Annotated in this window: 23 protein-coding genes; 12 read left to right on the top strand and 11 right to left on the bottom strand. The window is 71.1% G+C overall.

Annotation, left to right across the window (positions count from 1 at the left end; genetic code table 11):
- Positions 1 to 11: 11 nt before the first annotated feature.
- Positions 12 to 1,214, bottom strand: a complete 1,203-nt coding sequence (locus tag ACH4KB_RS05925) for a bifunctional adenosylcobinamide kinase/adenosylcobinamide-phosphate guanylyltransferase (protein ID WP_398063951.1) — start codon at positions 1,212 to 1,214, stop codon at positions 12 to 14.
- A gap of 139 nt (positions 1,215 to 1,353) precedes the next feature.
- Here ACH4KB_RS05925 and ACH4KB_RS05920 point away from each other — a divergent pair, with 139 nt between their 5' ends.
- Entirely contained in the window at positions 1,354 to 1,563 is a 210-nt protein-coding gene (locus ACH4KB_RS05920; protein WP_018958100.1) for a hypothetical protein, read from the top strand.
- A gap of 66 nt (positions 1,564 to 1,629) precedes the next feature.
- Here the strand turns inward: ACH4KB_RS05920 and ACH4KB_RS05915 are convergent, their stop codons facing one another.
- The 3 genes from ACH4KB_RS05915 to ACH4KB_RS05905 form a co-directional block, all read right to left on the bottom strand.
- On the bottom strand, positions 1,630 to 2,718 hold the full coding sequence (locus ACH4KB_RS05915) for a S1C family serine protease (protein ID WP_398063949.1): 1,089 nt from the start codon (positions 2,716 to 2,718) through the stop codon (positions 1,630 to 1,632).
- Positions 2,719 to 2,794: 76 nt separating this feature from the next.
- Positions 2,795 to 3,487 (bottom strand): class I SAM-dependent methyltransferase, encoded by a 693-nt coding sequence (locus ACH4KB_RS05910; RefSeq protein ID WP_398064650.1) that lies wholly within the window; start codon positions 3,485 to 3,487, stop codon positions 2,795 to 2,797.
- A gap of 98 nt (positions 3,488 to 3,585) precedes the next feature.
- A complete protein-coding gene (locus ACH4KB_RS05905; protein WP_007451204.1) occupies positions 3,586 to 4,185 on the bottom strand; it encodes a DUF3043 domain-containing protein in 600 nt (199 codons plus the stop codon).
- A 329-nt stretch (positions 4,186 to 4,514) separates the two neighbouring features.
- Here ACH4KB_RS05905 and ACH4KB_RS05900 point away from each other — a divergent pair, with 329 nt between their 5' ends.
- From ACH4KB_RS05900 to ACH4KB_RS05880, 5 genes are all read left to right on the top strand, one after another.
- Positions 4,515 to 5,300 (top strand): PspA/IM30 family protein, encoded by a 786-nt coding sequence (locus ACH4KB_RS05900; RefSeq protein ID WP_398063947.1) that lies wholly within the window; start codon positions 4,515 to 4,517, stop codon positions 5,298 to 5,300.
- A gap of 9 nt (positions 5,301 to 5,309) precedes the next feature.
- On the top strand, positions 5,310 to 5,591 hold the full coding sequence (locus ACH4KB_RS05895; protein ID WP_398063945.1) for a hypothetical protein: 282 nt from the start codon (positions 5,310 to 5,312) through the stop codon (positions 5,589 to 5,591).
- A gap of 214 nt (positions 5,592 to 5,805) precedes the next feature.
- Complete coding sequence (locus tag ACH4KB_RS05890; RefSeq protein ID WP_398063944.1) at positions 5,806 to 7,089, top strand: sensor histidine kinase; 1,284 nt, start codon at positions 5,806 to 5,808, stop codon at positions 7,087 to 7,089.
- Positions 7,086 to 7,820: a response regulator gene (locus tag ACH4KB_RS05885; RefSeq protein ID WP_398063943.1), complete on the top strand. Its 735-nt coding sequence runs from the start codon at positions 7,086 to 7,088 to the stop codon at positions 7,818 to 7,820. The genes ACH4KB_RS05890 and ACH4KB_RS05885 overlap by 4 nt, the downstream gene beginning before the upstream one ends.
- 183 nt (positions 7,821 to 8,003) lie before the next feature.
- Positions 8,004 to 11,153: an efflux RND transporter permease subunit gene (locus ACH4KB_RS05880; RefSeq protein WP_398063941.1), complete on the top strand. Its 3,150-nt coding sequence runs from the start codon at positions 8,004 to 8,006 to the stop codon at positions 11,151 to 11,153.
- 67 nt (positions 11,154 to 11,220) lie between these two features.
- On the opposite strand, the gene ACH4KB_RS05875 is transcribed toward ACH4KB_RS05880, so the two are convergent.
- The gene (locus ACH4KB_RS05875; protein ID WP_398063939.1) at positions 11,221 to 11,415 is read right to left on the bottom strand and encodes a DUF397 domain-containing protein; all 195 of its coding nucleotides are present in this window, start codon (positions 11,413 to 11,415) and stop codon (positions 11,221 to 11,223) included.
- A complete protein-coding gene (locus ACH4KB_RS05870; protein ID WP_398063937.1) occupies positions 11,412 to 12,239 on the bottom strand; it encodes a Scr1 family TA system antitoxin-like transcriptional regulator in 828 nt (275 codons plus the stop codon). The genes ACH4KB_RS05875 and ACH4KB_RS05870 overlap by 4 nt, the downstream gene beginning before the upstream one ends.
- A 107-nt stretch (positions 12,240 to 12,346) precedes the next feature.
- On the opposite strand from ACH4KB_RS05870, the gene ACH4KB_RS05865 reads away from it, so the two are divergent.
- A complete protein-coding gene (locus ACH4KB_RS05865; RefSeq protein ID WP_398063934.1) occupies positions 12,347 to 12,688 on the top strand; it encodes a hypothetical protein in 342 nt (113 codons plus the stop codon).
- Between the two features lie 117 nt (positions 12,689 to 12,805).
- Here the strand turns inward: ACH4KB_RS05865 and ACH4KB_RS05860 are convergent, their stop codons facing one another.
- Both ACH4KB_RS05860 and nadA read right to left on the bottom strand, forming a co-directional pair.
- The gene (locus ACH4KB_RS05860) at positions 12,806 to 15,037 is read right to left on the bottom strand and encodes a tetratricopeptide repeat protein (protein ID WP_398063932.1); all 2,232 of its coding nucleotides are present in this window, start codon (positions 15,035 to 15,037) and stop codon (positions 12,806 to 12,808) included.
- Between the two features lie 269 nt (positions 15,038 to 15,306).
- Entirely contained in the window at positions 15,307 to 16,494 is a 1,188-nt protein-coding gene (nadA, locus tag ACH4KB_RS05855; protein ID WP_398063931.1) for a quinolinate synthase NadA, read from the bottom strand.
- Between the two features lie 264 nt (positions 16,495 to 16,758).
- Here nadA and ACH4KB_RS05850 point away from each other — a divergent pair, with 264 nt between their 5' ends.
- A complete protein-coding gene (locus ACH4KB_RS05850; RefSeq protein ID WP_007451212.1) occupies positions 16,759 to 17,115 on the top strand; it encodes an iron-sulfur cluster assembly accessory protein in 357 nt (118 codons plus the stop codon).
- Between the two features lie 86 nt (positions 17,116 to 17,201).
- Here ACH4KB_RS05850 and ACH4KB_RS05845 read toward each other — a convergent pair whose 3' ends face one another.
- Both ACH4KB_RS05845 and ACH4KB_RS05840 read right to left on the bottom strand, forming a co-directional pair.
- Entirely contained in the window at positions 17,202 to 18,641 is a 1,440-nt protein-coding gene (locus tag ACH4KB_RS05845; RefSeq protein WP_398063928.1) for a hypothetical protein, read from the bottom strand.
- Positions 18,642 to 18,834: 193 nt separating this feature from the next.
- Positions 18,835 to 19,032 carry a hypothetical protein gene (locus ACH4KB_RS05840; RefSeq protein ID WP_398063926.1) on the bottom strand — a complete coding sequence of 66 codons (198 nt, stop codon included), beginning with the start codon at positions 19,030 to 19,032 and terminating at the stop codon, positions 18,835 to 18,837.
- A gap of 156 nt (positions 19,033 to 19,188) precedes the next feature.
- On the opposite strand from ACH4KB_RS05840, the gene ACH4KB_RS05835 reads away from it, so the two are divergent.
- Positions 19,189 to 20,163, top strand: a complete 975-nt coding sequence (locus ACH4KB_RS05835) for a carbohydrate kinase family protein (RefSeq protein WP_398063923.1) — start codon at positions 19,189 to 19,191, stop codon at positions 20,161 to 20,163.
- Here ACH4KB_RS05835 and ACH4KB_RS05830 read toward each other — a convergent pair whose 3' ends face one another.
- Complete coding sequence (locus ACH4KB_RS05830; RefSeq protein WP_398063920.1) at positions 20,164 to 21,546, bottom strand: cysteine desulfurase/sulfurtransferase TusA family protein; 1,383 nt, start codon at positions 21,544 to 21,546, stop codon at positions 20,164 to 20,166.
- 273 nt (positions 21,547 to 21,819) lie between these two features.
- Here ACH4KB_RS05830 and coxB point away from each other — a divergent pair, with 273 nt between their 5' ends.
- Genes coxB through ACH4KB_RS05815 form a run of 3 tightly spaced genes read left to right on the top strand, consistent with a single transcriptional unit; the run spans position 21,820 to position 24,916 of the window.
- Entirely contained in the window at positions 21,820 to 22,788 is a 969-nt protein-coding gene (gene coxB / locus ACH4KB_RS05825) for a cytochrome c oxidase subunit II (protein WP_215102967.1), read from the top strand.
- Positions 22,785 to 24,521, top strand: coding sequence for a cytochrome c oxidase subunit I (gene ctaD, locus ACH4KB_RS05820; protein WP_228926775.1), 1,737 nt, complete (start codon positions 22,785 to 22,787; stop codon positions 24,519 to 24,521). The genes coxB and ctaD overlap by 4 nt, the downstream gene beginning before the upstream one ends.
- Positions 24,518 to 24,916, top strand: coding sequence for a cytochrome c oxidase subunit 4 (locus ACH4KB_RS05815; RefSeq protein WP_007451224.1), 399 nt, complete (start codon positions 24,518 to 24,520; stop codon positions 24,914 to 24,916). The genes ctaD and ACH4KB_RS05815 overlap by 4 nt, the downstream gene beginning before the upstream one ends.
- Positions 24,917 to 25,022: the final 106 nt, after the last annotated feature.

Raw genomic sequence — 25,022 nt, 5'->3', positions numbered from 1 at the left:
AGCGCCAGCCCCTACCCCCGCAGCACCAGCACCTGCCCCGCCACCACCAGCAGCACCTGCTCGCACTCGGCCGCCACCGCCGCGTTCAGCCGCCCCAGCTCGTCCCGGAACCGCCGCCCGGCCGACGTCGCCGGCACCACCCCCGACCCCACCTCGTTGGTCACCAGCACCACCGGCCGCCGCGCCCCGCGCACCGCGGCGACCAGCTCCACGACCCGCTCCCGCAACGCCGCCTCGCCGCCCCCGTGCCACCGCTCGTCCTCCCAGGCCTCCACCCGGTCCATCGCGTCGGTCAGCCACAGCGACAGGCAGTCGACCAGCAGCGGCGGCCCGTCCGCCCGCAGCAGCTCCGCGACCTCGCAGGTCTCCTCGGTCCGCCAGGCGCCGGGCCGGCGCTCCCGGTGCAGTCCGATGCGGGCCGCCCACTCCGGGTCCCCGTCGCGGCGCCCGCCGGTCGCCACGTACACCACCTCGGGGAACGTCTCCATGCGCTGCTCCGCCTCCAGCGACTTCCCCGACCGCGCGCCCCCCGTCACCAGAACCCGGCGCGGCACGTCCGGCACCGCGTGGTACCCGCCCACCACCAGCGTCGTCCCGTCCGGCACCGCCCGCGCGCCGGCCGCCGCCAGCCGCCTCTCCAGCGCCGGGCCCGGCGGGGCGTCGTGGTCCAGGTGGACCGCGATCACCTCGGTGGCCGGCCCGACCGCTCCGGCCGCCCGCAGCCGGGCCACCGCGTCGGGCCGCCCGATCACATCGAGGACGACCATGTCCAGGGGCCGGTCCAGCCGCTCGGGCAGGCCGGCGGGGGCGGCCCCCGGCGGCAGGTACAGCAGCCGCTCGCCCTCCGGGGCGGTCACCTCGTAACCGGTCCCCGGGGCGTCCATCGCCATCGCCCGCACCCGGTGCCCGCTGATCAGCGTCAGGACCTGGCCGTCCGGCACCCGGCCGGCCGGCGGCAGGAGTGCGGGCAGCTCGACGGCGGGCCCGTCGTGCGGGTGTGTCAGCAGCACCTGCCGGACCGCGCCCAGCGAACGCCCCGCACGGGCGGCGGCGAACACCGCCCCGGGCGTGAGGTCCAGCAGCAGCGCGTCGTCGACCAGCAGCGCCGTCGCGGCCCGCGCCCACGGGCCGCGGGCCGAGGCGCAGGCCGCACAGGGACAGGAGGGGCGGGGCAGCCCGTCGGGGGCTCCGGTGCCGAGCAGAGTCAGTTCCACACCTTGATCCTCCCGTGTCCCCGCGTGAGGTGCGCGCCCGGATGGAGCGAGCGGCAAGATCAAGTTATTTGGTGTGCGGCCTTCGGTCCGTGGTGCGTCCGGCTACGCTTCGGGAAGCAACGCGACCCAGGAGGCTGGCATGGCGTGGACGTGGCGGTTCGAGAAGTCCGACGGTACGGAGACGGAGCCGGCGTTGCAGCCGGAGGAGTTCACCACCCAGGGCGACGCGGAGTCCTGGATCGGGGAGTTCTGGAAGGAGCTCCTGGAGGGCGGCGCCGCACAGGTGACGCTCTTCGAGGACACCACCAAGATCTACGGCCCGATGAGCCTGAAGGCGGACAGCGCCTGAGGTGCGGCCGGCACGGAAAGGGCGGTACGGGAGACCCGTACCGCCCTTTCCGCTGTCGCAGGGGGCTCAGATCTCCCCGAGCGTGACCTCCGCCGTCCGGCTGTCGCCGTCGCGCGTGTACGTCACGGTCACCTTCTGGCCGGGCTCGTCACCGGCCAGCGCCTCGGAGAGCGAGGTGATCGTGGTGACCTCGCTGTCCCCGATCTTCGTGATGGTGTCCCCGGGCCTCAGCCCCGCGTCGTCCGCCGCACCGCCCCGGTCCACGCTGACCAGTGCCACCCCGGCGGGGCGGTAGCTGTCGTCGACGACCGTGCGGCCCGTGATGTTCAGCGCGGCCCGGCCCGAATCGGTGACCTTGCCGTCCTTGATGATCTGGTCGGCCACCGTCCTCACCATCGAGACGGGGATCGCGAAGCCGATGCCCGGAGCCGCGCTGTCGCCCATCTGCGGGTCGGTCGCCGCGAGGGTCGGAATGCCGATCACCTGGCTGTCGAGGTTGACGAGCGCCCCGCCGCTGTTGCCCGGGTTGATCGCCGCGGACGTCTGCACCATGTTGGCGATCGTCGCGCCCGTGCCGCCGCCCGCCCGGCTCTCGCTCACGGTCCGGCCGAGCGCCGAGACGATGCCCTGGGTGACGCTGCTGGACAGGCCGAGCGGCGAGCCCATCGCCAGCACGATCTGCCCCACCTCGACCTTCTCCGCGTCGCCGAACGCCGCGGGCTTCAGCCCGTCCGGCACCTCGTCGAGCTTGATCACGGCCAGGTCCTGCTCCGGGTAGGAGGAGACCAGCGAGGCGCTCAGCACCGCCTCCCCGGTGGCGACGCTGACCTTGAACGTCTTCTCGTCGCCGACCACATGGGCGTTGGTGACGATATGCCCCTTGTCGTCGTAGACGATCCCGGAACCGAGGCCCTCCGAGGCGTCGATCTGCACCACCGACGGCAGTACGTCGTTGATGACGTCCTGGTAGGCGTTCTCCAGGTCGCCGGGGGCACGCTTCACCGCACCCTGCGCCGTACCGGACGCACTGGCTTCGGGGGCCGGAGCCGCCGGACTCGTACCGGAGCAGCCGCCCGCCAGGGCGATGGCGCAGACGGCCGCGGACAGGGGAAGCAGCAGCCCGCGCGCCCGGCTGCGGGAGGGGGATACGTCCATACCCGGAGTCTGGGGCCCGCCCCGTCCGGGTGCCCGTGCAGATGGGCCGAACGGGCCCGCCCCCGTGATGCCCGCGTCAGCCGCGCACCCCGCACAGATGCAGCAGTGCCGCCACACCCCGGTAGGGGTCGGTCCGCCCGGCCCGGTCCTCCAGGGCCAGGGCCCGCTCCAGCTCCTCGGCCGACAGCTCCGCCCCGTCCGCCACGTTGTCCGTGAAGACCCGCACCCCGTACCAGGCGTACAGCGGTGCGGCGATTCCCGCGAGCGTGGCCCGCAGCGCGTCGAGCCGGTCGGCCCGCACGGTGAGGCCGAGGCGGTTGGTGTACGTGGCGGTGTCGAAGGCGGTCAGGGCCGCGCCGAAGTCACCGGCGAGCCCCGGGCGCATCGCGAGCGCGTCCGCGTTCCGTACGAGCAGGGAGAGCAGCCCGCCTGGGGCCAGCATCCGGGCGAGCCCGGCCAGCATCGGGTCCGGCTCCTCGACGTACATCAGGACGCCGTGGCACAGCACCACGTCGAAACTGCCGGGCAGGAAGTGCACGCCGGTGTCCCGGCCGTCGCCCTCGATGAGCCTGACCCGCTCCCGGATGCCTTCCGGCTCGGTCGCCAGGGACTCACGGGCAGCCGTCAGCATCCCGGCGTCCGACTCCAGGCCGGTCACCGAGTGACCGGCCCGGGCCAGGCGCAGGGCCTGGGTGCCCTGGCCCATGCCGACGTCCAGGACGCGCAGCCGCTGCCCGACCGGGAACCGCCCGGCTATCTGCTCGTCCAGCTGCCGCGCGACGAGCTCCTGCCGGACCCGATTGCGTACGCCGCCGAGACCTGCCAGCCACGCCGAGGAGACCCCGGTGAAGCCGGAGGCCTCCGTGCTCAGGGCCGCTCTCCGCGCTTGACCTGCGGCTTCGGAAGCCGCAGTCGGCGCATCTGGAGCGTGCGCATCAGGCCGTACGCCACGGCTCCGCGCTTCGGCGTGTCCGGGAAGCGCTCGCGCAGCTGCTTCTTCAGGCGCATCGACAGACCGATCGAGTCGATCACGATCAGGATGATCACGCCGAGCCAGAGCAGCAACGAGATGCTCTGGATGTTCTGCACCTGGATCACGCTGAGGATCAGGATGATCACGGCGAGCGGCAGGAACCACTCGGCGATGCAGAAGCGCGAGTCCACGTAATCGCGGACGAAGCGCCTGACCGGGCCCTTGTCGCGGACCGGGAGGTAGCGCTCGTCGCCCGAGGCGAGCGCCTCGCGCTGCCGGGCCAGGTCGGTGCGCCGCGCTTCACGCTGGCGCTTCATGGCCGCCTTGCGATCGGTCGGCGCACTGGACGCGGCGCGACGGCGCTGCGTCTGGGCCTCGCTGCGCTTGGGGGTGGGGCGACCCTTGGGAGCCTGCGGGTCGCGGGGCTGCTGGGAGAGGTCCGCCGTCACCTTGTCGGTGGGGGCCTTCTCTGTCTTGGCACGGCTACGGAACACAAAACCCAAGGGTACGGGGTCGGCGCGCGGGCCCGGAGACCCGGGCGGGAACGATCCAGCAACGGACGGCGTCCCCACAGGTGTCCCGACGGGACGAGACGGGGCGATACGGGTGTCAACCGCCCGTTCCCGCACCCGTCACCAGAATGTCCCGGAGCCTCACCTACACCCTGGGCGGGAGTGTTCACGGGGCGCACTCGTCCTTGGGGAGGAGCACATCGGCGTCCGAACAGTGCGGTAATAGAGACAGGGCCCGTACTGTGGGTTCTATCGGGAGTGCTGGAGCTCAGTCCGTCAGAAGGGGGCGCGCGAAGCCCATGAGCGGTGTCATGAAGCGTATGGGGATGCTCTTCCGCGCGAAGGCAAACAAGGCCCTTGACCGGGCCGAGGATCCGCGCGAGACCCTCGACTACTCGTACCAGAAGCAGCTGGAGCTGCTTCAGAAGGTGCGCCGCGGCGTCGCCGACGTGGCGACGTCCCGCAAGCGCCTGGAGCTGCAGCTGAACCAGTTGCAGGGCCAGTCGTCCAAGCTGGAGGACCAGGGCCGCAAGGCGCTGGCGCTGGGCCGCGAGGATCTGGCGCGCGAAGCGCTGTCCCGGCGTGCCGCCCTCCAGCAGCAGGTCACCGACCTGGAGACGCAGCACACGACGCTGCAGGGCGAGGAGGAGAAGCTCACCCTCGCGGCCCAGCGCCTCCAGGCCAAGGTCGACGCCTTCCGCACGAAGAAGGAGACCATCAAGGCCACCTACACGGCGGCCCAGGCCCAGACCCGGATCGGCGAGGCCTTCTCCGGCATCTCCGAGGAGATGGGCGATGTGGGGCTCGCGATCCAGCGGGCCGAGGACAAGACGCAGCAGCTCCAGGCGCGGGCCGGCGCCATCGACGAGCTGCTCGCCTCCGGCGCCCTGGACGACCCGACCGGCACGGCGAAGGACGACATCGCCGCCGAGCTGGACCGGATCTCCGGCGGCACCGATGTGGAGCTGGAGCTGCAGCGCATGAAGGCCGAGCTGGCCGGCGGCCCCTCGTCCTCGCAGCAGGCCATCGACGGCGGCGCACAGGACAGTGCGCAGCAGTCGCAGCAGTCGTCCCCGCACAAGTTCGACAAGCAGTAAGGCAGCGTCATGATCATACGGATCATGGGGGAGGGCCAGGTCAAGCTGGCCGACAGTCACGTCGTCGAACTGAACGAGCTCGACGACGTCCTGCTCAAGGAGATGGAGAGCGGCGACGGCCCCGGCTTTCGCGCGACCCTCCACGCGCTCCTGGACAAGGTGCGTGAGCTCGGCACTCCGCTGCCGGACGACTCCCTGGAGCCGTCCGAGCTGATCCTGCCGGCGCCCGACGCCACCATCGAGGACGTCACCGCCATGCTGCTCAGCGACGGCGGGCTCATCCCCAACTGAGACCGACCGGTCCGCATCCACGGGCCGACGGTCCGCATCCACGGGCCGACGGTCCGCATCCATGGGCCGGCCCCGGCGGGCCCGTGGATCGCCGCACCAGCACCCCGCCCCGCTGCCCCGCGCCCGGTCCGCCGGACGCGGGGCAGCGGTGCTCCGGGCCCCTCCCCGGAGAAGGCTGCCGTCCCCGAGCGGGGGCCGCGTACCGTAGCTGGACGTGACCACCCTCTCGTCCGGCTTCGCGCGCGCCCGCCGCTGGCTCCGGGACCACCCCCTCGCGTTCGACGCGACCCTCGCCCTCGGCTCCCTCGTCGCGATGATCGCCGGTTCGTTCGCGGACCCGGCCTCCGGACACGGACCGACCTTCGGCACCCGCACCCCCGAGCCGTTCAGCGTGCTCCTGATGGTCCTCGCCGCCGTGGCCCTGGTCCTGCGACGACGGCGTCCGATGGCCGTGCTCGCCGCGACCGGGATCCTCTCGGCCACCGAGTACATCCTGATGGACCCGCCCGCCCCGGTCGTCATGAGCACGGTCATCGCCCTCTACACCGTCGCCTCGCGCACCGACCGCCCCACCACCTGGCGGGTCGGGCTGCTGACGATGGGGGCGCTCACGGCGGCCTCCATGGTCTTCGGCTCGACGCCCTGGTACAGCCAGGAGAACCTCGGAGTGTTCGCCTGGACCGGGATGGCCGGGGCCGCCGGGGACGCCGTACGCAGCAGACGCGCGTTCGTCGACGCCATCCGGGAACGCGCCGAGCGTGCCGAGCGCACCCGCGAGGAGGAGGCCCGCCGCCGGGTCGCCGAGGAGCGGCTGCGGATCGCGCGGGACCTCCACGACGTCGTCGCCCACCACATCGCCCTGGTCAACGTGCAGGCCGGGGTCGCCGCCCACGTCATGGACAAGCGCCCGGACCAGGCCAAGGAAGCACTCGCCCACGTCCGCGACGCCAGCCGCTCCGCGCTCAACGAACTCCGGGTCACCGTCGGCCTCCTGCGTCAGCAGGGCGACCCCGAGGCGCCCACCGAACCGGCCCCCGGGCTCGCCGTCCTCGGCGAGCTGGTCGACACCTTCCGCAACGCCGGGCTCCCCGTCGAGGTGGCCTGCTCCGACCACGGGAACCGGCTGCCCGCCGCCGTCGACCTGGCCGCCTACCGGGTCATCCAGGAAGCACTGACCAACGTCCGCAAGCACGCGGGCGCCGGGGCCAGGGCCGAGGTGAGCGTCGTACGGGTGGGCGCCACCGCCGAGGTCACCGTGATCGACAACGGCCGGGGGTGCGCCGCCCGGCGGCCCGGCGCCGGGGCCGACGACGACCTGGACAGCGGGGGCCACGGCCTGGTCGGCATGCGCGAACGCGTCACCGCCCTCGGCGGGGCCCTCACCGCGGGGCCTCGGTACGGCGGCGGATTCCGGGTCCATGCGATCCTTCCGGTCGAGGCCCGCAAGGGTGAACCGGAGCGGCCGGGCACAGCGGGCGGAACGAGGCTCTGCCGATGACCCAGCCGACACCGGCACCGGAACCGACGACTGTGCCGCAGCAGGCTCCCATCAAGGTGCTGCTCGCCGACGACCAGGCGCTGCTGCGCAGCGCGTTCCGGGTGCTGGTGGACTCCGAGCCGGACATGGAAGTGGTCGGCGAGGCCGCCGACGGGGCCGAGGCCGTCGAGCTGGCCCGCGCCTCGGGCGCCGACGTGGTGCTCATGGACATCCGGATGCCGGGCACCGACGGACTCGCCGCCACCCGCATGATCAGCGCCGACCCGGAGCTGTCCGCGGTGCGGGTGGTCATGCTCACCACCTTCGAGGTCGACGAGTACGTGGTCCAGTCGTTGCGCGCCGGGGCCTCCGGCTTCCTCGGGAAGGGCGCGGAGCCGGAGGAGCTCCTCAACGCCATCCGGATCGCCGCGGCCGGCGAGGCGCTGCTCTCGCCCGCCGCGACCAAGGGGCTCATCGCCACCTTCCTGGCCCAGGGCGGCAGCTCGGGGGAGGGGCCGGACAGCGCGGAGTACGCGGAGCGGCTGGCGGCGCTCACCGGCCGCGAACGCGAGGTGCTGGTGCAGGTCGCGGGCGGCCACTCCAACGACCAGATCGCCGAGCGTCTCGCGGTCAGCCCGCTCACCGTCAAGACCCATGTGAACCGGGCGATGGCGAAGCTGGGAGCCCGGGACCGGGCCCAATTGGTGGTCATCGCCTATGAATCGGGCCTGGTGCGTCCCCGGGCGGAGTGACCGGGTGGAGCTTCGGCGTACTGCGGCGTACTCCACCTGCGGTATGCGCGGCATAAGAAAGCAGCCCGGGGGGCGACGTTTCGGCGGCGCGGAGCGGAGATCGTAGGACTGGGCTGGAGGTGCAGGTCCCTGACGTTTCCCCCTCCGCCCTCTCCGCGTACGCCACAGAAGAGAGACCCACCCATGTCCTGGCTGTCCAGATTCAGCCTCGCGCAAAGGGCCCTGATCGGGCTGATATCGATCGTCGCGCTGGTCTTCGGCGCGATAGCGATCCCGCAGCTCAAGCAGCAGCTGCTGCCCACCATCGAACTGCCGATGGTCTCGGTGCTGGCGCCCTACCAGGGTGCGTCTCCCGATGTGGTCGAGAAGCAGGTCGTCGAACCGCTGGAGAACTCCCTCAAGGCCGTCGACGGCGTCGAGGGCATCACCTCCACCGCCAGCGAGGGCAACGCCCTCATCATGGCGACCTTCGACTTCGGCGACGAGGGCACCAAGCAGCTCGTCGCGGACATCCAGCAGGCGGTGAACCGGGCCCGCGCCCAGCTGCCCGACGGCGTCGACCCGCAGGTCATCGCCGGTTCCACCGACGACATCCCGACCGTGGTCCTCGCCGTCACCTCCGACAAGGACCAGCAGGTCCTGGCCGACCAGCTCGATCGCACGGTCGTCCCGGCCCTGGAGGACATCGACGGCGTCGGCCAGGTCACGGTGGACGGCGTGCGGGACCTCCAGGTCTCCGTCGTCCCCGACGACAAGAAGCTCGCCGAGGCCGGCCTGAACGCGGGCACGCTCGCCCAGGCCCTCCAGGCGGGCGGCGCCACCGTGCCGGCCGGCTCGTTCTCCGAGTCCGGCAAGAGCCGCACCATCCAGGTCGGCGGCGCCTACACCTCGCTGAAGCAGATCGAGGACCTCCAGCTCGTCGCCAAGGACCCGGCGGGCGGCAAGCCCGGAAAGCCGGTGCGCCTCGGCGACGTCGCCGAGGTGAAGCAGGAGCCGTCCAACGCGGTCTCCATCACCCGCACCAACGGCAAGCCGAGCCTCGCCGTGATGGCGACGATGGACAAGGACGGCAGCGCCGTCACCATCTCGGACGCGGTCAAGGACAAGCTCCCCGACCTCCGCAAGGACCTCGGTGAGGGCGCGGAGGTGACGGTCGTCTCCGACCAGGGCCCCGCCGTCTCCAAGTCCATCTCGGGCCTGACCACGGAGGGCGCGCTCGGCCTGGTCTTCGCCGTCGTCGTGATCCTGGTCTTCCTCGCCTCGATCCGCTCGACGCTGGTCACCGCGGTCTCCATCCCGCTCTCGATCGTCCTCGCGCTGATCGTGCTCTGGACCCGCGACCTGTCGCTCAACATGCTCACGCTCGGCGCGCTCACCATCGCCATCGGCCGGGTCGTCGACGACTCGATCGTGGTCCTGGAGAACATCAAGCGCCACCTCGGCTACGGCGAGGAGCGCCACGCGGCGATCATCACCGCGGTCAAGGAGGTCGCCGGAGCGGTCACCTCCGCCACGCTCACCACCGTCGCGGTCTTCCTGCCCATCGGGCTGGTCGGCGGCATGGTCGGCCAGCTCTTCGGCTCGTTCTCGCTGACCATCACCGCGGCGCTGCTGGCCTCCCTGCTGGTCTCGCTCACCGTGGTGCCGGTGCTGTCGTACTGGTTCCTGCGCGCGCCCAAGGGCACCCCCGAGGACGCGGCGGAGGCCCGCCGCCTCGCCGAGGAGAAGGAAGCGGCCAGCAAGCTCCAGCGGATCTACGTCCCGGTCCTGCGCTTCGCGACCCGCCGCCGGGTCACCAGCCTCGTCATCGCCGTCGCCGTGCTCCTCGGCACCTTCGGGATGGTCCCGCTGCTGAAGACGAACTTCTTCGACGCCGGTGAGCAGGAGGTCCTGACCGTCAAGCAGGAGCTGACGCCCGGCACCAGCCTGGAAGCCGCCGACGAGGCGGCCCGCAAGGTCGAGAAGGTCATCGAGCAGGACAAGGGCGTCAAGGACTACCAGGTCACCGTCGGCTCCTCCGGCTTCATGGCCGCCTTCGGCGGCGGCACGGGCGCCAACCAGGCCTCCTACCAGGTCACCCTGAAGGACGCCGCGGACTACGCGGACGCCCAGGACCGCATCGACGAGGCCCTCGGCAAGCTCGACGGCATCGGCGACACCACCATCGCCGCGGGCGACGGCTTCGGCTCCCAGGACCTGAGCGTGGTGGTCAAGGCCGCCGACGGCGACGTCCTGAAGAAGGCCGCCGAGGCGGTCCGCACCGAGGTCGACACCATCAAGGACGTCACCGACGTCCAGAGCGACCTGGCGCAGAGCGTCCCGCGTATCTCGGTCACCGCCAACGACAAGGCGGCCGCCGCCGGATTCGACTCCGCCACGCTGGGGGGCATCGTCGCCGGAGCCGTACGCGGCACGCCGGCCGGCACGGCGACGCTCGACGACACCGAGCGCGACGTCGTCATCCGGTCCTCCACCCCGGCCGCCACCATGGCCGAGCTGAAGGCCCTGCCGCTCGGCCCGGTAAAGCTCGGCGACATCGCCGACGTGAAGGTCGTCCCCGGCCCGGTCTCGATGACCCGGATCGACGGACAGCGCTCGGCGACGATCACCGCCAAGCCCGTCGGCGACAACACCGGCGCGGTCAGCACCGATCTCGCCAAGAAGATCGACGCCCTGGACCTCCCGGAGGGCGCCACCGCCACCATCGGCGGCGTCAGCGAAGACCAGAACGAAGCCTTCGCCCAGCTCGGCCTCGCCATGCTGGCGGCCATCGCGATCGTCTTCATGCTGCTGGTGGCCACCTTCCGGTCGCTCGTCCAGCCGCTGATCCTGCTGGTCTCCGTCCCGTTCGCGGCGACCGGCGCCCTGGCCCTCCTGCTCATCACGGGCACCCCGCTGGGCGTCCCCGCGATGATCGGCATGCTGATGCTCATCGGCATCGTGGTCACCAACGCGATCGTGCTGATCGACCTGATCAACCAGTACCGCGCCCAGGGCCTCGGCATCGTGGAAGCCGTCATCGAGGGCGGTCGCCACCGCTTCCGCCCGATCATCATGACGGCGCTCGCGACCATCTTCGCCCTGCTCCCGATGGCGCTCGGCGTCACCGGCGAGGGCGGCTTCATCTCGCAGCCGCTGGGCGTCGTGGTGATCGGCGGCCTGATCAGCTCCACGCTGCTGACCCTGCTGCTGGTGCCGACGCTGTACGCGATGATCGAGCTCCGCAAGGAGCGCCGCGCCAAGAAGAAGGCGGCCAAGCGCGCCGCGAAGGCGGGCGTAGCGGAGCAGGTTGCGCCGGAGGAGGCCCGCGAGGCCGAGCCGGCGAAGGCCTGACCTCACAACCAGGAAGGGGCCTGTCCCACGCCTCCGCGTGGGACAGGCCCCTTCCGTCGTTTCCCGCCTACTTGACCGAAGCGACGAACGCGTCCCAGGCGGCGGCCCGGAGGACGAGCGCGGGACCGGTGGGGTTCTTGCTGTCGCGTACGGGGACGAGTCCGGGGAAGTCGTCGCTGACCTGGACGCATTCACCCCCGTTGGAATTGCTGTAGCTGCTGCTGCGCCAGCGGGCGGTGCTCAGCTCGGGGGAGTGGGTCATGGTCGGTAGCCCTCCATCGCGGTACGAATCCGATCCGCCGACTCGTCCAGCGTGAGGGAGTTGGCCCGCAGCACGTCGTACTGCCGCCGCCACTTCTTCACCGCGACCGGGTCCTCATAGAGGTGACCGGCCTGGATGCCTTCCTCGTACGCCACGCAGGTGCCGTCGGGCAGGGTCAGCAGAGTCAGCGCGCCACCCAGGAGCGAGTGGAGCCCCGCGCTGAACGGCATCACCTGAACTTTACTGTCCGGAGTATCCACCTGCTTCAGGAGCGAGGCCAGTTGCTCACGCATGCAGGCGGCGCTGCCCATCTGCCGTCGCAGCACGGCCTCGTCGATGATCGCCCACCGGAACGGCGGGCTCTCCGAACGCTGCCGCTCCTGCCGCGACATGCGCGCCGTAACGCGTTCCTCGACCTGCTCGGCGCTCAGGTCTTCCTGGCAGCGGAGAAACGTGCGCGCGTACTCCTCCGTCTGCAACAACCCCGGCAACGCCTGAGCCCCGTACTGCTCTATCACCTCGGCCCGGAACTCGAAGTCCATATAGCGCTGGTACTTGTCCGGGTGGATCTCCCGCCGGGCCAGCTCGTAGAGCCCGTGGAAGTGCTTGTCCGTCCCGAAGGCGATGTCCAGGCGGCTCGGGATGTCCGGCGGCGGCATCAGTTCGGCCGTCTCGATGCGGCCCAGCGTGCTCTTGCTGGAGTTCACGATGCCCGCGAGCTGGACCAGGGACAGGGCCGCCCGCTCGCGGTGGCGGCGCTGCTCGGAGCCGAAGTAGTGGCGGGCGGACACATAGGGCGTGAGGGGCTGGGGCTTGAACGTCACGGTGCGGGCCTTTCGTGTGTCCCGTTCCCAAGGCCGGGACAGCTGCGCTCTGTTGGGATCCTGTTCCTCAGGGCGACGATTGCGGCACACACCGTAACCGTCCTTGCGTGCAGAGCACCAGAGGGCCTACTCCGGAGGTAGCGACCGAGATGATGTTCGACGACAAGGGCCGGGCCCTGCGACTGCTCCCGTGGACCAACGACTTCGGAGGTCCGTGCTGGCTCAGCACCACGGACCCCGACAGCCGCGTCTCCAGGATGGCCGACGAGCTGGAGGCGTCCATGATCGCCTCGGCCGAGGAAGTGCTGGCCGAGGCGCGGGAGTTGCTGGCGGAGTCCGTGGTGGGGGAACGCGAGTTGCGGTTCGCGGGCACCCGGCTCGCCGAGTCGCTGGGAGACACCTTGCGGATCGCGGCGAGCCGGGGCGGGCGGCTGGAGAGCGCCGACTGACGGGTGCGGGGGCCCGCTAGGTTGCGGCCATGGAGATACAGCCCTGCCCCTACCGTCACCCGCACGTCTCCCGGCTGGCCGACCGGCCCGCCGTCGCCGACGGCGGGCCGCTGTCCCTCAGGCGTCCCCGCCCAGCGCCTGAATGATCCGGTGCCACGACTTCCCCCGCTGGTCGGGGAGCCGGACGCTGAGGGCGGCCGTCTCCCGCACCAGGCGGGCGCGGGTCTCCTCGGAGGCCTTGTGCAGGAGCGCGGTCAGGTCGTCCGGTTCGAAGCCCTCCCTGGCTCCCGCGAGCACCAGGGCCACCTGGGCGTGGGTGAGCGAGGAGAGCCGGTCGCCGAAGACCTGGCCCTCGATACCCCCGCCGTGCATCAGCGCGACGCCGTCCCCGGCCTCCAACGCCCGGTCAACGTAAGCCTGGAGAGCCTCGCGGTCCTCGACCAGGCGGTAAGCGGCGTCCAGGCCCTCGGCGCGGCCGATGTCCAGCATCGCGACGTGGGCCAACGGGGTGTCCCCGGGCGGCTGCACGGTCAGCAGGCGCGGGTGCTCCTCCAGGTAGGCCCGCGACTCCGTCCAGTCCGCGCACTCCAGCCACTGCGCCAACTGCTCCTGGAGGATCAGCGGATCGTACGCTGCGGTCACCCCGTGGGCGAGGACGGCCTCACGGAGCAGGGCGTGCCGCCGCGCACCGTGCGGGTCCAGGACGGCCAGCTCGTCCAGGGCCGTCGCCGCCTCCTCGCCGCCGAGGACCTCGGCATGCTCGGACCAGAAGTCGCGTGACCGGGGCCAGTTGGGCGCGAACATCCAGGCGCTGACGAGGTCCAGCGTCCCCGGCGACAGGGCGAGCCAGTCCGGCACCGGCGTGAAGGTCTCGTCCTCCCAGGCCGTGTGCACCGCCGCGATGTCACCGTACGCGCGCAGCGCCTGCCGGGCCCGTACGGTCACGGTGTCCGGGCTGCCGGCCCTCTCCGCGTCCTCGTCGAGCCAGTTCACCAGCTCGGTCACCCCCGTCGCGGGCCAGGGGTCCGGGCAGCGCAGCAGGAAGGCGCTCCGCTCCACCACCAGACGCCGGGCGGTCGCCGGGCCGGCCCCGGCGAACTCCTTGACGGTCTCGTCGAACTCCTCGATCGCCGCCGCGTGCTCGCCGGTACGGGCGAGCGCCCGGGCCAGGTCGTCGAGGGCGGAGACCAGGGCGGCGTCGGGGGCGCCGGGAGCCTCCAGCGCCAGCGACCGGTGGAGGGCCACCGCCTCCCAGAACGCCTCCACCGCTCCCTCGGCGTTCCCGTTCAGCTCCACGTACGTGCCGACCACCTGGAGCGAGTCGGCCAGCTCGGCCAGGACCGCGTCCCCCTGTTCGCGCAGGAGGTCGACGGCCTCCCGCGCCGGGGGCAGGGCCTCCTGCGGGTCGCCGGTGCCGGCCAGGCTCCGGGCGAGGGTGCGCAGCGCGGCGGCGAGGCCGGGGCGGCAGGCCGCGGGGCCCTGCGCGGCCAACTCGCGGCACAGGACGACGGCTTCCTCCGCCACCCGGAGGCCCGCCCCCGCGTCACCGGCCTTGTTGAGGTGAGCGGCCAGGCTGTCCAGCGCCGTGGCCAGCTCCGGGCGGAAGACGTCCGGTCGGTCCGCGGCGAGCGCGCGGAAGCGGCCGCACGCCTCCTGGGCCGCTTCGACCGCCCCGGAGGCGTCGCTCACGGCCGCGCGGTGGTTGCCGAGGGCGTGGAGAGCCGCGGCGAGCCGGGGGAGGAAGGTCTCCGGATCCTCCTCGGCCAGGCCCCGGAGGAGGCCGACGGCCTCCTCGGCGTGGGGTACGGCCTCCACGGCCTCCCCGGCCCCCGCGAGACGTGCGGCGTAGTTCAGGAGGTACGCGGCGAGCACCGGGACGGACGCGCCCGGCTGCTCCTCCTCGACCAGCTCGCGCTGGAGCCGCACGGACTGCTTCGCGAACGGCACGGCGGCCACCCGGTCCCCGGTGTCCGCGACGCGGTCACCCAGGGCGCCCATCGTCAGGGCCAGTTCCGCCTGGAAGTCGCCGGGGCGCTTCATGCCGAGTTCGGCGTAGATCCGCGCGGCCTCCTTCGCCAGGGGCAGGGCGCCGGTGTGGTCCCCGGCAGCGGAGAGCAGGTCCGAGAGCCGGTGCAGGGCTCCGGCCAGCGGGGGCAGGTGGGTGTCGGGGTCCTCCTCGGCGGCGGCCCGCCGGCCGCTCACCTCCTCCCGCGCACGCGCCAGCTCCGCACGCGCCAGCTCCGCCTCCGACGCGTCGGAGGCGGCGTCGTTCTGCCGGACCTCGTCGTGCCCCGCGCCCGCTCCCACCGCCTCGTCGCCGACGCCCGTTCCACGGTCCTCGTAACCCATACCCGCCCCATCGTTCTCGCCGTTCGTTCCGATCGGCCTCATCGGGCCTCACCGGACCCGCACGCGAAGAAGCGCTGCGGTGAGTAGCAGCGTAGTTACGCGGTGGTGTCATCGGTCGCCGTATGGGAGAACCGACCCGACCGGAACGTTCCTGCCCACCCGCCCCGACCGGAGCGTCTCCGCCGGTGCGCCCCGGGCATACGGGAAAGCCCCGGTACACCGACCTGCGGCATACCGGGGCTTCTCGCTTCTCGGGGACCCGCGCGGGTCTACGGCAGCGCCAGCATCCGCTCAAGCGCGAGCTTCGCGTACTTCTCCGTCTCCGGGTCGACCTCGATCCGGTTGACCAGCTTGCCCTCGGCCAGCGACTCCAGGGTCCAGACCAGGTGCGGCAGGTCGATGCGGTTCATCGTCGAGCAGAAGCAGACCGTCTTGTCGAGGAAGACGATCTCCTTGTCCTCCGCGGCGAAACGGTTCGCCAGCCGGCGGACCAGGTTCAGCTCCGTGCCGATGGCCCACTTCGAGCCGGCCGGGGCCGCCTCCAGGGCTTTGATGATGTACTCCGTCGAGCCCACGTAGTCCGCGGCGGCGACGACCTCGTGCTTGCACTCCGGGTGCACCAGCACGTTGACCCCGGGCATCCGGGCCCGGACGTCCTCGACCGACTCGACCGAGAAGCGGCCGTGGACCGAGCAGTGCCCGCGCCACAGGATCATCTTCGCGTCGCGCAGCTGCTCGGCGGTGAGGCCGCCGTTCGGCTTGTGCGGGTTGTAGAGGACGCAGTCGTCCAGCTCCAGGCCCATGTCCCGCACGGCCGTGTTGCGGCCCAGGTGCTGGTCGGGCAGGAAGAGGATCTTCTCGCCCTGCTCGAAGGCCCACTCCAGGGCCCGCTTCGCGTTCGACGACGTACAGATCGTGCCGCCGTGCTTGCCGGTGAAGGCCTTGATGTCGGCGGAGGAGTTCATGTAGGAGACGGGCACCACCTGATCGGCGACCCCGGCCTCCGTCAGCACGTCCCAGCACTCGGCGACCTGCTCGGCGGTGGCCATGTCGGCCATCGAGCAGCCGGCCGCAAGGTCGGGCAGCACGACCGCCTGGGCGTCCGTGGTCAGGATGTCCGCGGACTCGGCCATGAAGTGGACGCCGCAGAAGACGATGTACTCGGCCTCCGGGCGCGCGGCCGCGTCGCGGGCCAGCTTGAACGAGTCGCCGGTGACGTCCGCGAACTGGATGACCTCGTCGCGTTGGTAGTGGTGGCCGAGGACGAACACCTTGTCCCCGAGCTTCTCCTTCGCGACGCGGGCGCGCTCCACCAGGTCCGGGTCGGACGGGGAGGGCAGGTCGCCGGGGCATTCGACGCCGCGCTCGCTCCTCGGGTCGGCCTCGCGGCCGAGCAGCAGCAGCGCGAGCGGTGTCGGCTGTACGTCCAGGGGCTGGGCCGTGGTCACGTCACGCACCCTTTCTAGTCTGCGAACTCAAGATCACTCCGCGAACATCCGCGGAGAGCTTCGGCGAACTCGCCTTTTCGTCTATTTGACGCTATCTATCATAGCCGCTTCGTGTCAGTTTGACGATGCCGATAGTGTCGATGTGACGCATCACCCGAGCGGCCCGGTGTGCGAGCATGAAAAGGAACAGACAAGCGCTTGGCCCGGAATGAATCCGCGGGTCTGGCGGTTGAACCGTCGGCAAGCAGTCCGTACAACCCGGGAGAGAAGCAGATGTCCGTATCGGACGAGACCACCACCGTGAGCGACGGCATCCTCCTGTCCGACGCCGCCGCCGCCAAGGTCAAGGGCCTGCTGGAGCAGGAAGGCCGCGAGGATCTGGCGCTGCGCGTCGCCGTTCAGCCCGGCGGCTGCTCGGGCCTGCGTTACCAGCTCTTCTTCGACGAGCGTTCGCTCGACGGCGACGTCGTGAAGGACTTCGACGGCGTCAAGGTCGTCACCGACCGGATGAGCGCCCCGTACCTGGGCGGCGCCTCCATCGACTTCGTCGACACCATCGAGAAGCAGGGCTTCACGATCGACAACCCGAACGCCTCCGGCTCCTGCGCCTGCGGCGACTCGTTCAGCTAAGCGCTGCGCGTACGGCATACGGAGGCGGCCCCGGGATCACTCCCGGGGCCGCCTCCGTACGTACACCCGCTCAGCCGCTCACCCGCTCAGCCGCGCGGCACCGCACCGCCCGACGCCGCGTCGATCACCGTGCGGTCGCCCAGCGGCTTCTCCAGCGTCACCGTCCGGGTCAGCTCCTTGGCGATCATGATGCAGGCCTTCTTGCCCTCCTGCGGCTTCTCCGTGATCGAGATCCGCACCTGGCCCGCGCTCTCCTTGGCGCTCGCCGTGTACGTACTGCACACGCCGCCCCAGAACGTCACCTCAAGGGTCCGGCCGTCCGCGCCGTACGACGTCACCCTCCGGTCCCCGGAGGGCGCGGACGCCGCCGGCTTCTCGATGAACTTCGGGTCCACGGCGACCTGCGTGACCGTGTTCTCCGGGCCGCCCGGGGCCTGGCGGACCGTGAACAGCCAGGACGGCACCAGCGTCTGCCGGCCGTCCACGTAGTTCAGCGCGAGGCCGAACACCGCGTCCTCGACCGTCTGCTCCACCGGCGCCCGCTTGCCGTTCGACGGCACGCACTGGGGGTCCGAGGGCTTCGGCTCGCCCTGGTGCGGTACGGGAGTGGCGCAGCCGCCGACGTCCCGGTCGGCGTCGCCCTTGCCCCGGCTCACCGCGTTCAGCTGCTTCAGCGCCTCGTCCGCGCCGACCGCCGGGTAGGTGTCGCCCTTCTCCAGCGCCTTCAGGTGTCCGCTGCCGCCGGTCACCTCGCCGTCCGGGCCCACCTGGACACCGGTCGACCAGCCGTAGGTCGGCAGCCCGTCGATCTTCGGGTCGGCGTTCACCACACGGACGTCGCCCATCAGCTGGCCCGCGTTCAGCGCCGCGTCGTCCTGCCCGGTCGCCTTGAGCACCGGGACCGCGGCCGCCTTCGCCGCCTTCTCGCTCACCGGGTCGCCGCCCGGCTCCGAGGCCCCGTTCGCGCACATCGTGCCCGGCGCACAGGGCTTGGGCGGAGTGCTGCGGGCGAACGTCCAGGTGCCCGGGGCCTGCTTCCCCACCTTCAGGAGCGCCCCGGGGCCGTCGTCGTCGCCGACCACCCAGGACGTGCCCTCGGTGCGCGGCGAGCCCGGGATGCCCAGCGCCTTCGCCAGCCGGGCGACATCGGCCGACGCGACCGTGCCCCTCGCGTGGTGGACCGCCGCCGCGTCCGGGCCGTCCGGGAGCTCGCCCGCGGCCCGGTAGATCACGGGTGGGCCGCCCGGGTCCGGTTCGCCGGGTGCGATGCCCGGGGGAAGGGTGTCCGAGGCCGAGGACGTGGAGCCCGGGCCGTCGCCGGCGGGAGCGTCCAGGGCCAGCGGCAGGGCCTCGCCCCGCGCCGGCGAACCGCTGTCCGCCGCTCCGCCGTCGCCCGCGGCGGTCGAGGCCCAGTACGCCCCGCCGCCTCCGGCCAGCAGCACGGCCGCGGCCACCGAGGCCACCGCGAGCGGTGGACGCCGCCGCCGGGGGCCGGTCACATCGTTGTCGGGTCGCTCGGTGCTCACCGGATCGCTCCTTCGACTGCGTTGCCGTCGCGTGCCTGCCGCGTGTCCCCGGGCGGGGACACCGGTGGGACGGAGCGGAGGAGCATGCGGTTCCCGCGGCCGGGGCCGCCCGGACGCGGGCACCGTGCGGTCGCCGCCGGAGTCCGCATGAAAAGGGCCGAAAGACGATGGCGTCCGGCCCGGCCCGCGGGCCTCAGTCGCCGTACTCGGACATCGCGTCGATCAGCCGCGCCGACGAGGGCGGGACCGTCACCCCGTTGATCAGGGACGGCTCCACCGGGGCCGGGGCGCTCTTCACGGCCGCCGTCCAGTGCGGCGCCATCCGCGCGCAGTCCCCGCGCAGTGCGGCCAGGCTCAATTCCGACTCGGGCAATGCGGTGTGCTTCGACATATCCGCACCGTAACCACGGCCGAGCTCAGGTAGAAAGCCCTACTATCGGGTAGTTTTCCCTTTTCCTGACCTTCGGCTCACCCGGTAGCGTGAACTGTCACGTCGTCCCGGAGGGCGCACTCACGGCCCTTCGCCTTCCGCAGGAGAAACCTCCCCGTGCGTATTGCAGTCACCGGCTCGATCGCCACTGACCACCTCATGACCTTCCCCGGCCGCTTCGCCGACCAGCTGGTCGCGGATCAGCTGCACACGGTCTCCCTGTCCTTCCTGGTCGACAACCTCGATGTGCGCCGGGGCGGTGTCGCCGCCAACATCTGCTTCGGGATGGGCCTGCTCGGCACCAACCCGATCCTCGTCGGCGCCGCCGGGGCGGACTTCGACGAGTACCGCTCCTGGCTCGACCGGCACGGTGTCGAGACCGGAGCGGTCCGTATCTCCGAGGTACTGCACACCGCCCGCTTCGTCTGCACCACCGACGCCGACCACAACCAGATCGGCTCCTTCTACACGGGCGCCATGAGCGAGGCCCGCCTCATCGAGCTGAAGAGCGTCGCCGACCGCGTCGGCGGCCTCGACCTCGTCTCCATCGGAGCCGACGACCCCGAGGCGATGCTCCGCCACACCGAGGAGTGCCGCTCCCGGAACATCCCGTTCGCCGCGGACTTCTCCCAGCAGATCGCGCGGATGGACGGCGAGGAGATCCGCATCCTCCTCGACGGCGCCACCTACCTCTTCTCCAACGAGTACGAGAAGGGGCTCATCGAGTCCAAGACCGGCTGGAGCGACGAGGAGATCCTCGCCAAGGTCGGCCACCGCGTCACCACCCTCGGCGCCCGCGGTGTCCGGATCGAGCGGGCCGGCGAGCCGGTCATCGAGGTCGGCTGCCCCGAGGAGGACGTCAAGGCCGACCCCACCGGCGTCGGCGACGCCTTCCGGGCCGGTTTCCTCTCCGGCCTCGCCTGGGGCGTCGGCCTGGAGCGCGCCGCCCAGGTCGGCTGCATGCTCGCCACCCTGGTCATCGAGACGGTCGGCACCCAGGAGTACACCCTGCGCCGTACCCACTTCATGGACCGCTTCACCAAGGCGTACGGCCACGAGGCCGCCGCCGAGGTCCGGCAGCACCTGGCGTGATCAGCTGAGCCGGCGGACCAGATAGGCCGAGCCGCGGTCCGCCGGCTCCTCGCCCACGTACTCCTGGCCCCGCATCTCGCACCAGGCCGGGATGTCCAGCCGCGCGGCCTCGTCGTCGGCGAGCACCGTCACCGTGGCGCCCACCGCTACCTCCCCGATCACCTTTGCGAGCTCGATCACCGGGATCGGGCAGCGACGGCCCAGCGCGTCGACCACCAGGGACGCGGCGGGACCGGGGGGCCGGGGTGCGGAGGCCGGGGCGCCGAGCCGCTCGCGCACCTCGGCGACCACCCCGGGCAGGACCTCCAGGAAACGGTCCACGTCCGCCCCGGCCGTGCCCGGCGGCAGCGACACCCGGACGTTCCCCTCCGAGAGCACCCCCATCGCCTTGAGCACATGGCTCGGGATCAGGGTGCTGCTCGTGCAGGACGAGCCGGACGACACGGAGAACTCCCTCCGGTCCAGCTCGTGCAGCAGGGTCTCCCCGTCGACATAGAGACAGGAGAAGGTGACCAGATGCGGCAGCCGCCGCTCCGGATCACCCACCACCTCGACATCGGGCACCCGCTCGGCCACGACGGCCCGGATCCGGTCCACCAGCGCCCGCAGCCGCACCGACTCCGCCGCCGCCTCGCTCCGTACCGCACGCAACGAGGCCGCCGCCGCCACGATCGCCGGCAGGTTCTCGAACCCCGCCGCCCGCCCCGACTCCCGCTCCCCGGCCGGGCCTTGCGGCGAGAAGCGCGTCCCCTTGCGGACGGCGAGCAGCCCGACCCCGGCCGGACCGCCCCACTTGTGCGCGCTCGCCGTCAGCAGGGACCAGCCCGCCGGGACCGGCCCCCAGCCGAGCGACTGGGCCGCGTCCACCAGCAGCGGCACCCCGGCGTCCGCGCAGCGCGCGGCGACCTCGGCGACGGGCTGCTCGGTGCCCACCTCGTGGTTGGCCGACTGGAGGCAGGCCAGCGCGGTGTCCGCCCGCAGCGCCCCGCCGTACACCGCCGGGTCCACCGCCCCCGTGCGGTCCACCGGGACCTCGGTGAACGAGCCGCCCGCCGCCTCGTGGGCCGCCGCCGAATGGAGCACCGACGAGTGTTCGACCGCCGAGAGGGCCAGATGGCGGCCGACACGCCGACGCCCCGAAAGAGCCCCGGCAATTCCCGCGTGCACCGCCGTCGTCCCGGACGAGGTGAAGACCAGTTCGTCGGGGCGGCATCCGACGGCCTCCGCGGCGGCCTCCCGGGCCGCGTCCAGGAGCAGCCTGGCCCGCCGCCCCTCCCGGTACAGGCGGGCGGGATCGGCCCAGCCCTCGTCGAGCGCGGCAAGCAGGGCCTGGCGTGCGACGGGGTGCAGGGGGGCGGCGGAGGCGGCGTCGAAGTAGGGCACCCCGCCACGCTAGCCCGCACCCGGCCCCACCTCGCAGGGGGCCGTTCCGTCCGGACGGGCGAGTGGCCGTCAGATGGGGGCCGGAGGCCCGGATTCCACCCCATGGGCGTGTCGGGCGGCGCGTTGGGCACCCTCCCCGCGCGACCCCAAATAGCGTCCAGTAGGGTTTGGTCCGCATAAACATCCAAACCCCTGCCCGCGTCAGGGCCGGCGACCGACCAGAGACATACGGGCGCGCCGACCGTGCGGGCGAGACTCTCGGGAAGGCGCTACGTGAGTCCCAACGGCTCCGACCGCTCGTCGCGGCGCCCGATGCGGCGGAAGCTGCCGCAGGTGCTGACTGCGGGCCTGGTCCTGGCGACGGCCTCCGGTTGTTCATACAACTGGGAGGATTTCCCCCGCCTCGGAATGCCCACTCCGGTTACGGAAGAGGCCCCTCGGATCCTCTCCCTCTGGCAAGGCTCGTGGGCGGCAGCGCTCGTCACGGGTGTCCTTGTCTGGGGACTGATCCTCTGGAGCGTCTTCTTCCACCGGCGTAGCAGGACCAAGGTGGAGGTACCTCCGCAGACCAGGTACAACATGCCCATCGAGGCGTTGTACACAGTGGTTCCCCTCATCATCGTCTCGGTGCTCTTCTACTTCACCGCACGTGATGAGTCGAAGCTCCTCGAGCTCTCCGACAAGCCCGCCCACACCATCAACGTGGTCGGCTTCCAGTGGAGCTGGGGCTTCAACTACATCGAGAAGGTGGATGGCCAGCCCGCTGCGGGCCCCGAGATCCCCAAGGAACTCGACGCCATCCCCGACCGGTTCCACAAGGACTTCCCCGAGGGCGCCGGCGGCGTCTACGACGTGGGCATCCCCGGGACCCGCAACCCGCAGAACGGCAACCCGGGTCCGACCCTGTGGCTGCCGAAGGGTGAGAAGGTCCGCTTTGTCCTCACTTCGCGTGACGTCATCCACTCCTTCTGGGTGGTGCCGTTCCTCATGAAGCAGGACGTCATCCCGGGCCACACCAACGCGTTCGAGGTCACTCCCAACCGGGAGGGCACCTTCATGGGCAAGTGCGCCGAGCTCTGTGGCGCCGACCACTCCCGGATGCTCTTCAACGTCAAGGTCGTCTCCCCGGAGCGTTACCAGCAGCACCTCAAGGAGCTGGCTGAGAAGGGTCAGACGGGCTACGTGCCGGCAGGCATCGCGCAGACGGACCCGGCCAGGAATGCGGAGAAGAACCAACTGTGAGCATCCTCAACGAACCTCAGGGTGCCGCTCCGGCAGACGACTCGTACGAGGACGAGCTGCCCGTGCGGCGCAAGCAGCCGGGAAACATCGTCGTGAAGTGGCTGACCACCACTGACCACAAGACGATCGGTACGCTCTACCTGGTCACGTCGTTCGTGTTCTTCTGCATCGGCGGACTCATGGCGCTCTTCATGCGCGCCGAGCTGGCCCGTCCGGGCACGCAGATCATGTCGAACGAGCAGTTCAACCAGGCGTTCACGATGCACGGCACGATCATGCTGCTGATGTTCGCGACGCCGCTGTTCGCCGGATTCGCGAACTGGATCATGCCGTTGCAGATCGGCGCGCCCGACGTGGCGTTCCCGCGGCTGAACATGTTCGCGTACTGGCTGTACCTCTTCGGCTCGCTCATCGCGGTGGCCGGCTTCCTCACCCCGCAGGGTGCGGCCGACTTCGGCTGGTTCGCCTACTCCCCGCTCTCGGACGCGGTCCGTTCGCCGGGCGTCGGCGCCGACATGTGGATCATGGGTCTGGCCTTCTCCGGCTTCGGCACGATCCTCGGCTCGGTCAACTTCATCACCACGATCATCTGCATGCGCGCACCCGGCATGACGATGTTCCGCATGCCGATCTTCACCTGGAACGTCCTGCTGACCGGTGTCCTGGTCCTGCTGGCCTTCCCGGTCCTCGCCGCGGCGCTCTTCGCACTGGAGGCGGACCGAAAATTCGGTGCGCATATCTTCGACGCGGCCAATGGCGGCGCATTGCTCTGGCAACACCTCTTCTGGTTCTTCGGCCATCCAGAGGTGTACATCATCGCGTTGCCATTCTTCGGAATCATTTCCGAGGTCATCCCGGTATTCAGCCGCAAGCCGATGTTCGGCTACATCGGTCTGATCTCCGCGACGATCGCCATCGCCGGCCTTTCCGTGACGGTGTGGGCGCACCACATGTACGTCACGGGCGGTGTGCTGTTGCCGTTCTTCTCCTTCATGACGTTCCTCATCGCCGTGCCAACGGGCGTGAAGTTCTTCAACTGGATCGGCACGATGTGGAAGGGGTCGTTGTCCTTCGAGACACCGATGCTCTGGGCCGTCGGCTTCCTGATCACCTTCACCTTCGGTGGTCTGACCGGCGTCATCCTCGCCTCGCCCCCGATGGACTTCCACGTCTCGGACTCGTACTTCGTCGTCGCGCACTTCCACTACGTCATCTTCGGCACCGTGGTCTTCGCGATGTTCTCCGGATTCCACTTCTGGTGGCCGAAGTTCACCGGCAAGATGCTGGACGAGCGGCTCGGCAAGATCACGTTCTGGACGCTGTTCGTGGGCTTCCACGGCACCTTCCTGGTGCAGCACTGGCTCGGTGCCGAGGGCATGCCGCGTCGTTACGCGGACTACCTCGACGCCGACGGCTTCACCGCGCTGAACACGATCTCGACGATCTCCTCGTTCCTCCTCGGCCTGTCGATGCTGCCGTTCTTCTACAACGTCTGGAAGACCGCGAAGTACGGCAAGAAGATCGAGGTCGACGACCCGTGGGGTTACGGCCGTTCGCTGGAGTGGGCGACCTCCTGCCCGCCGCCGCGGCACAACTTCCTCACGCTGCCGCGGATCCGTTCCGAATCCCCGGCGTTCGACCTGCACCACCCGGAGATCACGGCGCTCGAACAGCTCGACCACCTCTCCGAGTCGGACAAGGCCCTCGCCGGCTCGAAGGAGGCAGGCAAGTGAAGATCCAGGGACAGATGTTCATCTGGCTGAGCGTCTTCATCCTCGCCATGGCCGTCGTGTACGGCGTGTGGTCCAAGGAGCCGGTCGGCACCACGGCCCTCTTCCTGGCCTTCGGGCTGTCCATCATGATCGGCTTCTACCTGGCCTTCACGGCCAACCGGGTCGACGCCATGGCCCAGGACAACAAGGAAGCGGACGTCGCCGACGAGGCGGGCGAGCTGGGGTTCTTCTCCCCGCACAGCTGGCAGCCGCTCTCCCTGGCGGTCGGCGGTGCCTTCGCCTTCATGGGCGTCGTCTTCGGCTGGTGGCTGCTGTACTTCTCCGCCCCCCTGCTCCTGATCGGCCTCTTCGGCTGGGTCTTCGAGTACTACCGGGGCGAGAACCGCACCCAGTGACACCGCATCCCGTGACACCGCGCCGCCGGTGACACGCGCTACACCACGAAGGGCCCGCATCGCCGACAGCGACGCGGGCCCTTCCCTCGTTTGCAGTCACTGAACG

The sequence above is a fragment of the Streptomyces sp. NPDC017520 genome (assembly GCF_044329855.1).
Lineage (GTDB): Bacteria > Actinomycetota > Actinomycetes > Streptomycetales > Streptomycetaceae > Streptomyces.
This window is presented reverse-complemented; position numbering and strand designations above follow the sequence as displayed.